Below are 12,166 nucleotides of genomic sequence, written 5' to 3'. Positions count from 1 at the left end.
GTTCTAAAGGGGAGTCGTGGTGATCGTCGCGAAGGGTCTGTCGGTGGAAGGGGTGTTCGCCGACGTCTCGCTCGAAGCGGGCGAGAACACGCTGACCGTGGTCGCGGGCCCGACCGGCAGCGGCCGTACGAGCCTGCTGCTGACGCTCTCCGGCCGGATGAAGCCGACGGCGGGCACCCTGCACGTGGCGGGGCACACCAGGCCGCATGCGATCCGCAGGGTCGCCGCGCTGGCGCTGGTCGACGGGGTGACCGACTTCGACAAGGCGCTGACCGTCCACGAGCACCTGCACGAGCGCCGCAGGGGGCGCAAGCACCACGCCGAGGCCCTCGAGGGGGCGGGCCTCGACGTGGACCGGCGGACGCTCGTGCGGGAGCTCGACAGGGAGCAGCGGGTACGGCTCGGCGTCGCGCTCGCCCTGCTCGACTCCCCTGCCCTGATCGTCGCCGACAACATCGACGCGGGCCTGCCGCCCGAGCGCCAGATCGCGCTGTGGAACCTGCTCAGGGACCTCCCCACGACCGTGGTCGCCTCCAGCGTGACCCCGCCCGCCCGCTACGACCACCTCGTGGAGCTGTGATGAAGGAGTTGCGCAGGTTCTCACGGTCCCGGCTGACCAGGGCCGCGATCGCGGGTGTGGTGATGCTGCCTCTGCTGTACGCGGGGCTGTACCTATGGTCGTTCTGGGACCCGCAGGGCCACCTCGACAGGGTGCCCGTCGCCCTGGTGATGGAGGACCGGCCCGCCGACGCGGACGGCAGGACGCTGCACGCGGGCCAGGACCTCGCCGAGGAGCTGAAGGAGCGCGAGGTCTTCGACTGGCACCCGACCACCGCTTCGCAGGCGGCCGACGGCGTGCGCGACGGCAGCTACTACCTGTCGCTCACCGTCCCCGCGGACTTCAGCTCGCGGCTGGCCTCACCCTCGCAGGACGGCACGCCCAGCCCCGCCCAGCTCGGCGTCGAGGTGGACGCGGGCCGCTCCTACATCATGAGCTCGATCTCCGACGCGGTCTTCAACGAGGTCAGGGCGGCGGCCGCGCAGACCGCCGTCCACGACTACTTCGACCAGGTCTTCGTCTCCATCGGCGACATGCACGACAAGACGACCGAGGCGGCCGACGGCGCGGACCAGCTGCACAAGGGCGCCAACAAGATCGACAAGGGGCTCGGCAAGACGGAGAACGCCACGCAGCAGCTGTCGGCGGGGCTCGGTAGGACCAAGGACGGCGCCCAGCAGCTCACCGTGGGCCTGGGCAGCGCCAACACCGCCACGGGCAAGCTGGCGGCCGGCTCGGCCAAGGTGACCAAGGGCCTGGCCACCGCCCAGGACGGCCTCACCCAGCTCGGCACGGGGCTGACCAAGCTGGGCGACGGAGCCGCGAAGGTCGCCGCGGGCAACAAGCAGGTCTACGACCAGGTGCACGCGAACTCGGGCAAGGTCAACACCGCGGCCGACAAGTACGTCCCGGTGCTGGAGGAGTGGGGCCCGCGCGTGGGCGAGGCCGCCGACCGCATCGCCGACGGGCTCGACGCGATCGCCGACGGGCTCGGTTCGGCGCAGGGCCAGGGATCGGACAGGGTCAGCGGGGCGGCCGAGGAGGCGGCGGGCAAGGCGCAGGCCGTACAGGACTATCTGGAGTCGCACCCGGACGCCGACCCCGAGCTGCGGCGGCTGGCCGGGGCGGCGGCCTCGTCGGCGCAGTCGGTCGTCGACAGGGTGTCCTCGGCGGGTCAGCGGCAGGATACGGGCTCCGACGCGCGCGAACGTCTCGCGGCGTTGCAGCGGGAGGCCAGGGAACTGGCCGCGAACGCGCGCAAGGTGGCCGAGGCCGCGCCCAAGGTGGGACCGCAGGTGGCGGCGCTGCGCGATCAGTACAACCAGCTGGACGCGGGCCTGGCCAAGCTCGCCGACGGCGCGGCCCAGGTGAACGCCGGCATCACCAAGTCGGGCACGGCCGTGGGCAAGCTGACGACCGGCGTCGGCAAGCTGGCCGACGGCTCCCAGCAGGTCAGCGACGGGCTCGGCAAGCTCGGCGGCGGCCTGGTCAAGCTGACCGACGGCGCGACCCGGCTGCGCACCGGCGTCGGCCGGCTGAACGACGGCGCCGACCAGCTCCACACGGGGGTCGGCAAGCTGCACGACGGCTCGGGCAAGCTCACCGACGGATCCAAGGACCTGTCCGACGGGCTGTCCGACGGGGCCGAGCAGATCCCCGACTACAGCAAGTCCGAGCGTGACGGGCGCACCGACATGATGAGCGACCCCGTGCGGCTGGCCACGTCCGTCGACAACGAGGTGCCCAACTACGGCACGGGATTCGCGCCGTTCTTCGTGCCGCTGGCGCTGTGGGTGGGCGCGATGATGGCCTACATGGTGCTGCGTCCGCTCAACCCGCGCCTTCTCGCCGGTACGGCAGGCGCGCTACGGGTGGCGCTGTCCGGGTGGATCCCCGCCTTCGCGCTCGGCGCGGCGCAGGTCGGCGTGCTGCTGGCCGTCCTGAGGTTCGCGCTCGGCCTGGAGGCGGCGCACTGGGCGGGCGTCGCGGGGCTGCTGCTGCTGGCCACGGGCGCGTTCATGGCGATCGTCCAGGCGGTCAACGCGCTGCTCGGCGCGCCCGGCAGGGTGGTCGCGCTGGCCCTGCTGATGCTGCAGCTGACGTCGGCCGCGGGCACCTACCCGATCGAGACCTCGCCCGGCTTCTTCCAGACGATCTCGCCATGGCTGCCGATGAGCTGGCTGGTGTCGGCGCTGCGCCGGCTGATCAGTGGCGGCGATTTGACCGTCGTGTGGCAGGCTGGCGGCGTGCTCACCCTGTTCCTCGTCCTCGGCCTCGCGCTCACGGTCCTCGCCGTGAACAAGGGCCGCACCTGGTCGGTCAAGCGCCTGCACCCGGAGCTGTCGCTGTGAGCAGGGCGGAGACGCGCCTCAAGGTGTTCGGCGCGGCGATCGAGCTGATCGCCGAACAGGGCTACGCGGCCACCACGGTCGACGCGATCGCCGAGCGCGCGGGCGTGGCCAAGGGCACCGTCTTCTACAACTTCGGCTCGAAGGAGGCGTTGTTCTCCGACCTCCTCGACCACAGCATCGAGCGCCTCGCCCAGGCACTGCGCGAGGCGGCGGTCGGCGACACGGGCCTGGCCGCCCTCGACGCGGCGGTGCGCGGGCAGCTGGAGTTCTTCGAACGGTACGGCGCCCTGGCCAGGGTGCTGCTGGCCGAGATGTGGCGCACCGCGTGGCAGGAGGCCGTGGCCAAGCTCCGCAAGGAGGTGCTCGGCGTCTACGCGGACGTCCTGCGCAGGGCCGTGGACGAGGGCGCGGTACGGCACGACCTCGACGTCGACACCGCCGCGACCGCGATCTTCGGCATGGTGCTGACGGTCACCATCGAGCGGCGCGCCCTGCACCCCGAACGCCCGCTCGACGAGACGCACAGGACCCTGGTCGAGCTCCTGCACGGACGCGTGCGGTAAGGCGCGGCCGGGCCTGTCAGGGAAGAAGGACGATCTTCCCATGGGTACGGCGGGCCGCCAGGTCCTCCAGCGCCGGCCGCGCGTCGGCGAGCTTGTACTCCCCGCCCACCACCGGCCGCAGCCGTCCCTCGACCGTCAACCGCACCAGCTCCCGCAGCGGTTCGTCCAGCATGCCGGGCATCCGCAGCGTCGGACCCACCCAGAACCCCGTCACCGACGCGTTCCTGTTCGTCAGCAGGTCGACGTCGACCGGAGAGGGGTCCACGCCCGACGACGTCCCGTAGGCGACGATCCTGCCGAAGGGCGCGAGCGCGTCGACGGCGGCGTCGAACACCGGGCCGCCCACGGCGTCGAGCACGATGTCGGCTCCCTGCCCGCCGTTGGCCGAGGTGATCCGCGCCGCGTACCCGTCCGCCGAGCCGTCCACCGCCGCGTCGGCGCCGAGGGACAGCGCCAGTTCCCGCTTGGCCTCGGTGGAGGCGGTCGCGATCACCCGTGAGGCGCCGAACTCCTTGGCGAGCTGCACGGCCAGGTGGCCGACCCCGCCCGCCCCCGCGTTGACGACCACGCTGTCGCCCTGCCGTACCCTGGCGGCCGTGCGGAGCAGGTGCCAGGCGGTCAGCCCCTGCACGAGCAGCGCGAGCGCCTCGCCGGCCGCCATCGCAGGAGGGATCTCCACGGGGTCCTTGACGACCGCCTTGGTCGCGTATCCCCCTCTGGCGAACGCCATCACCCTGGTGCCGTCGGCGGTGCGGCCGACGACCTCGCCGCCCGGCACGAACGGCAGCTCGGGCGGCAGGTAGGTGCCCGCGATCCGCTCGATGTCGGCGAAGTTCACTCCTGCGGCCTCGACGTCGACGAGCACCTCGCCGTCGCCGGGCACAGGGTCGGGCAGCTCCGCCTCGTGGAGCCGGTCGAGTCCGCCGAGACTCGTGATCTGGACAGCGCGCACGGCCGTCATCCCCCTTCGATGAGATCAGGTACGGCAACGCTACGAACGGCCGAAAGGCCCAGGTAGAGGGCTTCGTCGATACATGAGCCCCTTGCATGAATAGGATTCATGGATGGACGACCTCACGCTCAGCGAGCTGCGGGCCCTCGTCGCCGTGGAGCGGGAGCGCGGCTTCTCCTCGGCCGCGGTGGACCTCGGCCTGACCCAGTCGGCCGTCTCGCACGCGGTCCGCGCCGCCGAGAGGAAGATCGGCACGGTGCTGTTCCAGCGCGGCAGGCATGGCGCCACGCCGACGCCCGCCGGCGAGGTCGTGGCGGGTCACGCGCGGCGGGTGCTGCGCATGCTGGAGGTGATGAAGGCCGAAGCCTACGGCGCCGCCGGCGGTCCGGCCACCGGGACGATCAGGCTGGCCGCCTTCCGCAGCGCCGCCTTCCACCTGCTGCCGACGGCGCTGGCCAGGTTCGGGGCACGCCATCCGAAGGTGACGGTGGACGTGCGGATCGTGCGGGACATCGGGCGCGGCATCGCGGGCGAGGTGCTCGACGGCAGGGCGGACATCGGCGTCACCACCCTTCCGGTCCACGTCGACGGGCTGGTGGTCAAGGAGCTGTTCGCCGAGCCGTACGTCTTCGCCTATCCCGCGGGCCATCCCGACCCGCGCGGCCTGCCGATCATCGACTGGCACGAGAACTGCTCGGCCGAGACGAGCCGCTGGTGGAAGCGGCAGGAGTGGCTGCCCGCGGGGCAGATGACGGTGGAGGACGACGGTGTGCTGGTGTCGATGGTCGGCCACGGGCTGGGGGCGGCGATCGTCCCGCTGCTGTCGCTGATCGGCTGTTCGCCGAAGGTGGCGACGGATGACCTGGGCGCGGAGCCACCGACGCGGAGTGTCGGCTACGTCACCACAGGGGAGATGACCGGCTGGTCGGTATTGCGGGATCTGATCGCGGAACTTCGGACCATGAGAGGTTCGTAGAACTGATATGAGGCGCAGCTTCGCACCATTCGTCGTGGCGGTCATCCTGGCAGGCGCCCTCATCGTGGGCCTGCGGGTGTATTTCGGCGGCATCGACGACGAGAAAACGCCGCCCCAGGCGTGCGGAGCCAAGCTGACGGTGCTGGCCTCGGTGGAGAAGGCGGGGCTGTTACGCGAGCTCGCCAAGTCCTACAAGGCCGAGTACTGCGCCGACGTCAGGATCACCACCAGCGGTTCCGCGCTGCAGGCGTTCGCCCGTGGATGGGACGTCCGCCGTGACGGCCCCCGTCCCGACGTGTGGTCGCCCGCCAGCAGCAGCTGGCTGAACGTGGTCCGCCAGCGCGCCGAGAACGACGACAAGGGCCGGATCGTCGGCCCCGACAACCCTTCGATCGCCACGTCCCCGCTGGTGATCGCGATGCCGAAGCCGATGGCCGAGGCCCTGGGCTGGCCGGACAAGGCGATCGGCTGGGCCGACCTGGCCAGGCTCGCCACCGATCCCAAGGGCTGGGCCGCGTACGGTCACCCCGAGTGGGGCCAGTTCAGGCTCGGCAAGACCAACCCCAACTTCTCCACCAGCGGCATGAACGCCACCATCGGTGCCTACTTCGCCGCCACCGGCGGCCTGTCGGGCGACCTGACCGAGCAGGACGTCGCCGCCGCGAAGACCCGCCGCTTCATCCAGGATCTCGAGCGCTCGATCGTCCACTACGGCGACACCACGCTGACGTTCCTGTCGAACCTGCAGCGCGCCGACGACGCGGGCGAGGGACTCGGCTACATCTCGGCGGTGACCGTCGAGGAGAAGTCCGTGTGGGACTACAACCAGGGCAATCCCACCGGCGACCCTGCCACGCTCGGCAAGCACGACAAGCCGAAGGTCCCGCTGGTGGCCGTCTACCCCAAGGACGGCACGCTCTTCTCCGACAGCCCGTACGCGGTGCTGAGCTGGGCCGACAAGGCCAGGCGGGCGACCGCCAGGAGCTTTCTCGAGTATCTGCGCGAGCCCGAGCAGCAGGCGCGGTTCGCCGAGTACGCCTTCCGCGGCCACGACGGCAAGGCAGGCAAGCTGATCACCGAGGAGAACGGCCTCCTCCCGGACGAGCCGGCCGTGGTCCTGCGGCCTCCGGCGCCGAAGGTGCTGGACAAGCTGCTGCGGAGCTGGGGCGAGCTGCGCAAGCCCGCGAACGTGCTGGTGGTGCTCGACACCTCGGGCTCGATGGGCGCCGACGTGCCCGGCACCGGCAGGACCAAGCTGGACCTGGCCAGACAGGCCGCCGTCAACGCGCTCCCCCAGTTCGGCAGCCAGGACAGAGTCGGTCTGTGGCACTTCGCGAGCGACCACGCCGAGCTGTCGCCGATCGGGCCCATGACCAGGACCCACAGGTCCGAGCTCACCCACGACATCCGCGGGCTCGCGCCGAGGGGCGGCACCGCGCTCTACAACACGACGCTGGCCGCCTACCAGCACGTCTCGGCCATGAAGGAGGGCAAGGCGATCAACGCCGTGGTGTTCCTGACCGACGGCAAGAACGAGGTCACCAACACCATCGCGCTGGAGAGGCTGCTGCCCGAGCTGCGCGGGCGGACGATCAGGGTCTTCACCATCGCGTACGGCGAGGACGCCGACCTCGACGTGCTGCGGAAGATCTCGGAGACCACCAGCGCGGCCGCCTACGACTCCCGTGAGACGGGAAGCATCGACCAGGTCTTCACCGCGGTGATCAGCAACTTCTGACCCTCCCGCGCGCTCCGGTTCGAGACGGGTTCGTGATCTTCGTTTGGCACGATTCCTCTTCGCCCCCAGGATGTCGAAGGAACCGCATGAAGAGCTACATCGCCGGCCTCGCCGCGGGTCTCGTCGCGCTCGCGCCGCTGCCCGCCCACGCCGCCGCCCCCGACCCGGTCAAGGCGCTCCAGGCCGAGATGGCCCCCGGCAGGGGCGTCACCGTCTCCGCGGTCACCCGCATGACGTTCGACGGCAGGCAGGCCAACACGTACAGGACCGACCGCGTCGTCGGGTTCCGCAAGGGAGGGGGCGTCGACACCGACGACTCGACCACCTTCCACAGGCCGCCAGGCACCGAGGCCCTGGGCACGGAGTTCAGCTTCCCCACCCTCCTCATCAGGGTCAAGGGCACGGAGTACGTCTCGGGCGGGAAGCTGGTCGGCAGGCTGCCGCTGGACAAGAAGTGGCTGCGCAACCGCTTTTCCGCGCCCGGTCCCGCGGATCTCACCGTCGATCTCTTCCAGCCCGGCGCACTGAAGGCGCTGCTCGCCACGGCCTCGTCGACGGGCCCTCGCTCGGCGAGGGGCGCCATCGACATCCGCAAGATCCCCGGCCGGCCCCTCGGCGTGCGGACGGGGACCGGCGGGAAGCTCGCATGGGCTCTCTGGTTCGACGCCGAGGGCAGGGTCACCCGCCTTGCTACCGGCTTCTCCTACCGGACGAACGAGCACATCAGGATGGGCGTGCGCGCCGACCTGCGCTTCACCGGGTGGGGTGCCAAGGTGACCGTCGAGGCACCGCCGCGTGATCTGGTCATGGAGGCCGCCGACCTGCCCGAGCTCGAAGCGCCGGGAGAGGGGCCCATGAAGCTCACGGAAGCCCTCCCGACGGGACACTGACGGCGCCGTCCGCGCTACCGCGAGGCGTGGAGGAAGATCAGGAAGCGCGCGCCATGGACGAGGCGGGGCCGCCTGGCGGCTCCGTCGAGGCGCGCGTGATCGAGGTCGAGCGGGCGTCGCCCGACGTCGAGGGCTCGGCCGCGCCGTACGCGGTCAGGCGGAGCCCGAAGCGGTCAGGGATCGGACGGGCAGGTCGTAGACGCGGCGGACGCTGGTGCCTGAGGCGCTCAGGTCTGCGCCGTAGACGTGGAGCGAGACGCCGATCTCGCCGCTGGTGTTGCGCACCTTGTGGATGTCCCCGGGCGGCGCGAAGCCCGAGACGTCTCCCGGCGGGTTGTCCGCGCGGCCGATCTCGACCAGGTGGTCGCCCATGTCGCGGTAGAGGGTCTCGTACTCGTTCCCGCTGAGCACGCCGAACGCGCACCACGCCACGTGGTCGTGGATCACCGTCTCGTGGCCGGGCCCCCAGACCACGGTCACGATCGAGAAGTCCTTCTCGGCGTGGCGAACCGTGGAGACATAGTGGTCGGGATGGCCGAGCAGCTCCTCCGGTGTGAGGAGGTCGGCGGGGTCGGGGAGGTTCGCCCTCAGCAGGTCGGCGACGGCGAACGCGGTGTGCCGCGGGTCGAGCCCCTTGGCGGTGATCTTCCTGATTGCTCGCAGCAGTTCGTCCATACCTTTCACGCTCCTCTATATAGACCGATAGGTCCAACAGAAGTTTTTTGGCATATTGATAGATATGCTTGATGTGGTCAGACTCCGGGTACTCCTGGCCGTCTCGCGCACCGGCTCGCTCACGGCGGCGGCCAAGACGCTGCACTACTCGCAGCCCTCAGTAAGCCATCACCTGTCGAGGCTGGAGGCCGAGACAGGAGCCAAGCTCATCGAGAGGGTCGGCAGGGGCATCCGCCTCACCGAGGCGGGCAAGCTGCTCGCCGACCGCGCCGCGGAGATCATCGGCCGCCTCGACGCCGCCTCGGAGGAGCTGGCCGCCCACGTCGGCCTGCGCACGGGCCGGGTACGGCTGGCCGCCTTCCCCTCGGCGCTCGGCACGTTCATCCCCGCCGCGGCCGCCGGACTGGCCACCACGCATCCCGGGCTCCAGCTCACCCTCACGGAGACCGAACCGCCGGAGGCGCTGAGGCTGCTGCGCGCGGGACGCGTGGACGTCGCGGTGATCTTCAGGTACGACGACACGGCACCGGAGGAGGTCGGGACGAGCATGACCCACCTGCTGGACGACCCGAGCTACCTCGTCACGCCCGACGGCCACGGAACGCTGGCCTCCCATGCGACGTCACGGTGGATCGGCGGCTGCGACAGGTGCAGGAGCCACCTGCTGCAGCTGTGCGCGCAGGTCGGCTTCGAACCGTCGATCTCGTTCACCAGCGACGACATCGTGGCCGTGCAGGCGCTGGTCGCGGCGGGGATGGGGGTGACCGTCCTGCCGGGGCTCGCGCTGCGCGCCCACCGGCACGAAGCGGTGTCGGCGACCGAGATCCCCGGCTCCACCCGGCACGTGTACGCGGCCACGTACGGCGCCCCTCCCCTGCCGCCCGCCACCGCGGCCCTCCTGCACGCCCTGCGCGCCGCCTGCTGAGCCACCGCCGCGCTCCCGGACGCCCTCCCTCGGGCCTGCCCGGTCACGACCGCCCTCGTCCACGCCCTGCGCGCCGCCTGGCGCGTCACGTCCGTCTCAGTGGCCGAAATACCGTTGTCCTGCGGAGAAGGACGTTCCTACCATGGCGGAATGCCGGACTTCGCAACCCTCGCCGTCTTCTGCGCGGCCACCATGGCCCTGCTGCTCGTCCCTGGACCCGCCGTGGTCTTCATCGTCACGAGGAGCGTCGCGCAAGGACGGGTCACAGGGCTGGTGTCGGTGCTCGGCATTCACACCGGCTCCATCGTCCACGTGGCCGCGGCCGCACTCGGCATCAGCGCGCTGCTGGCGGCGAGCGCGACGGCGTTCATGGTCGTCAAGTGGCTGGGCGTCGCCTACCTGGTGTGGCTCGGCATCCGCAAGCTCATGACCAGGTCCGACGACGGCGAGCTCGCGACGGTGAGAAGCCACTCGCGCTCCAGGGTGTTCTGGGAGGGGTTCGTGGTGAACGTCCTCAACCCCAAGACCGCGATCTTCTTTCTGGCGTTCCTGCCGCAGTTCGTGAAGCCCGAGCTCGGGCCCGTGGCCCCGCAGATCATCCTGCTGGGCGTGGTGTGGATCGCCCTCGGGATGGCCAGCGACGGCGCCTACGCCCTGCTCGCCTCGGCCCTGTCAGGGCGCCTGCGCCGCTCCACCCGCGCGCGTCGCCGTCTCGACGTGAGCAGCGGTGTCATCTACCTGGGTCTGGGCGCCGCCGCCGCGTTCACGGGCGAACCCGCCAAGGCCTGACCCTGTGCCCCGAGGATCCCGCGCCGACGCCCGGCGCGGGATCCCTTCGTTTCCGTGCCTCTCCGCTTCGAGGCATCCGTTCGAACCCGGCCCTGGATCGGGTCATTCCTGGATCAGGACCTGCTCCCGAGCCCAGCGGTAGTCCGCCTTGCCCGCCGGTGACCGCACCATCTCGTCCACGAACGCGTATGTCCGGGGCACCTTGTACCCCGACAGGCTGTTCCTACAGTGCGCGTCCAGTTCCTCCCGCGTGACCGGAACACCCTTGCGCGCCTCGACGACCGCCGCGACCCTGTTGCCCCACCGCTCGTCCGGCACGCCGGTCACCACCGCGTCGAACACCGCCGGATGCCCCTTGAGCACGGCCTCGATCTCCTCGGGGAACACCTTCTCCCCTCCGGTGTTGATGCACTGCGATCCCCTGCCGAACATGTTGATCGTCCCATCGGGTTCGACCGTCGCCAGGTCGCCCGTGAGCAGCCAGCGCGTCCCCTCCTCATCCGTCACGAACGTCCTGGCCGTCTTGTCCGGGTCGTTGTAGTACCCGAACGCGATCCTTCCCGCCTTCGCCACCGTCCCCAGCACGCCCGGTTTCACCGGCTGGAGCCGCTCGTCCAGCACCGCCAGCCTGGCCGTGGAGTTCGGCTGGTAGCGCAGCCCCTTCTCCGGCGAGGACCCCGCCACCCCCGAGGCGGTGAATCCCGACTCGGTCGAGCCGAAGTTGTCCAGGATCATCGTGTTCGGCAGGAGTTCCTGCAGCCGGTCCCTGACCGCGCCGGTGAGAATGGCCCCCGTGGAGCTGATCACGAACAGCGACCCCAGGTCGTAGGTCCCCGCCGCGATCTCGTCGGCCAGGGGCCTGGCCATGGCGTCGCCGGTGATGTTCATCGACTGCACCTTCTCCCGCTCGACCGTGCGCAGCACGTCGGCGGCCTCGAACCTGCGCACGTACACCATGGTCGCGCCCATCCACCAGCTGATGAACGTGGCCATCTGCGCCGCCCCGTGCATCAGCGGCGCCACCGCCATCATGATCAGCGGATCGGCCCTGGCCGCCTCCTCGATCACCTGCTCGGGGCTCTCGCGCGGCTCGCCGTACGGGTTGCCGCCGCCGAAGCCCATGAACAGGTCCTCCGAGTGCCACATCACTCCCTTGGGCATGCCGGTGGTGCCGCCGGTGTAGATGATGTAGACGTCCTGGCCCGACCTGGGTTCGAACCCGCGCGTGTCCGGCCGGCCCTCCAGCGCCTTCTCGTACGGCACCGCCGCACCGATCGCCGACTCCCCTCCCACGGCGATGAGGTGGCGCAGCTCCGGAGCCTGCGGTGCGACCGCGGCGACCCGCTCGTCGAACTCCACGTCGTAGACGAGCGCGACGATGCGGGAGTCGGTGTAGAGGTAGAGCAGTTCGGCCTCGACGTAGCGGTAGTTCACGTTCACCGGCACCGCGCGGAGCTTGAGCGTGGCCAGGAGCGTGGCGATGTACTCGATGCCGTTGTAGAGCTGCGTGCCCACGTGGTCGCCGGGCCGTACCCCCTGGTCGTGGAGGTGGTGGGCGAGGCGGTTGGCGTGCGCGTCGAGCTCGGCGTAGGTGAGCCTGCGCTCGCCGCAGACCACGGCGACGCGGTCCCCGATGGCGTCGGCGAGGCCTTCGAACAGGTCGGCGTGGTTGAACTCCATCGGGGCCTCCTCCGCGGGTGGCCCTCGGGTCCGAGGTTCCGGTTCGCCGGGGGCCTGGCGTGGTCTCA

11 protein-coding genes are annotated in these 12,166 nt (G+C 70.8%); 8 read left to right on the top strand and 3 right to left on the bottom strand.

Annotated elements, in window-relative coordinates; translation table 11 throughout:
- Nucleotides 1–19 precede the first annotated feature (19 nt).
- The 3 genes from ACFSKW_RS09875 to ACFSKW_RS09865 are packed head-to-tail and all read left to right on the top strand — an operon-like array spanning nt 20 to nt 3,473.
- A complete protein-coding gene (locus ACFSKW_RS09875) occupies nt 20–580 on the top strand; it encodes an ATP-binding cassette domain-containing protein (protein WP_379571419.1) in 561 nt (186 codons plus the stop codon).
- Entirely contained in the window at nt 580–2,910 is a 2,331-nt protein-coding gene (locus ACFSKW_RS09870) for a YhgE/Pip family protein (RefSeq protein WP_379571417.1), read from the top strand. The genes ACFSKW_RS09875 and ACFSKW_RS09870 overlap by 1 nt, the downstream gene beginning before the upstream one ends.
- The gene (locus tag ACFSKW_RS09865; RefSeq protein WP_379571415.1) at nt 2,907–3,473 is read left to right on the top strand and encodes a TetR/AcrR family transcriptional regulator; all 567 of its coding nucleotides are present in this window, start codon (nt 2,907–2,909) and stop codon (nt 3,471–3,473) included. Before ACFSKW_RS09870 ends, ACFSKW_RS09865 begins: the two co-directional genes overlap by 4 nt.
- Before the next feature lie 16 nt (nt 3,474–3,489).
- On the opposite strand, the gene ACFSKW_RS09860 is transcribed toward ACFSKW_RS09865, so the two are convergent.
- Nucleotides 3,490–4,434: a quinone oxidoreductase family protein gene (locus tag ACFSKW_RS09860; protein ID WP_379571413.1), complete on the bottom strand. Its 945-nt coding sequence runs from the start codon at nt 4,432–4,434 to the stop codon at nt 3,490–3,492.
- Between the two features lie 103 nt (nt 4,435–4,537).
- Between ACFSKW_RS09860 and ACFSKW_RS09855 the strand changes: the two genes are divergently transcribed.
- The 3 genes from ACFSKW_RS09855 to ACFSKW_RS09845 all read left to right on the top strand — a co-directional run bounded on the left by ACFSKW_RS09855 (nt 4,538) and on the right by ACFSKW_RS09845 (nt 8,029).
- The gene (locus tag ACFSKW_RS09855; protein WP_379571411.1) at nt 4,538–5,401 is read left to right on the top strand and encodes a LysR family transcriptional regulator; all 864 of its coding nucleotides are present in this window, start codon (nt 4,538–4,540) and stop codon (nt 5,399–5,401) included.
- 7 nt (nt 5,402–5,408) lie between these two features.
- Nucleotides 5,409–7,139 (top strand): extracellular solute-binding protein, encoded by a 1,731-nt coding sequence (locus ACFSKW_RS09850; RefSeq protein WP_379571409.1) that lies wholly within the window; start codon nt 5,409–5,411, stop codon nt 7,137–7,139.
- Between the two features lie 86 nt (nt 7,140–7,225).
- Entirely contained in the window at nt 7,226–8,029 is an 804-nt protein-coding gene (locus ACFSKW_RS09845; RefSeq protein ID WP_379571407.1) for a hypothetical protein, read from the top strand.
- Between the two features lie 153 nt (nt 8,030–8,182).
- Here the strand turns inward: ACFSKW_RS09845 and ACFSKW_RS09840 are convergent, their stop codons facing one another.
- A complete protein-coding gene (locus tag ACFSKW_RS09840) occupies nt 8,183–8,704 on the bottom strand; it encodes a cysteine dioxygenase family protein (RefSeq protein ID WP_379571405.1) in 522 nt (173 codons plus the stop codon).
- Nucleotides 8,705–8,768: 64 nt separating this feature from the next.
- Here ACFSKW_RS09840 and ACFSKW_RS09835 point away from each other — a divergent pair, with 64 nt between their 5' ends.
- The gene (locus ACFSKW_RS09835) at nt 8,769–9,629 is read left to right on the top strand and encodes a LysR family transcriptional regulator (protein ID WP_379571403.1); all 861 of its coding nucleotides are present in this window, start codon (nt 8,769–8,771) and stop codon (nt 9,627–9,629) included.
- Between the two features lie 150 nt (nt 9,630–9,779).
- On the top strand, nt 9,780–10,418 hold the full coding sequence (locus tag ACFSKW_RS09830; protein ID WP_379571401.1) for a LysE family translocator: 639 nt from the start codon (nt 9,780–9,782) through the stop codon (nt 10,416–10,418).
- A gap of 102 nt (nt 10,419–10,520) precedes the next feature.
- Here the strand turns inward: ACFSKW_RS09830 and ACFSKW_RS09825 are convergent, their stop codons facing one another.
- Nucleotides 10,521–12,098 carry an acyl-CoA synthetase gene (locus ACFSKW_RS09825; protein WP_379571399.1) on the bottom strand — a complete coding sequence of 526 codons (1,578 nt, stop codon included), beginning with the start codon at nt 12,096–12,098 and terminating at the stop codon, nt 10,521–10,523.
- Between the last annotated feature and the right edge of the window lie 68 nt (nt 12,099–12,166).

Origin of the sequence: Nonomuraea mangrovi (genome assembly GCF_042681425.1) — a bacterium.
GTDB lineage: Bacteria > Actinomycetota > Actinomycetes > Streptosporangiales > Streptosporangiaceae > Nonomuraea > Nonomuraea mangrovi.
Note: the sequence above shows the minus strand (reverse complement) of the source record. Positions and strands in the feature narration are given on the sequence as shown.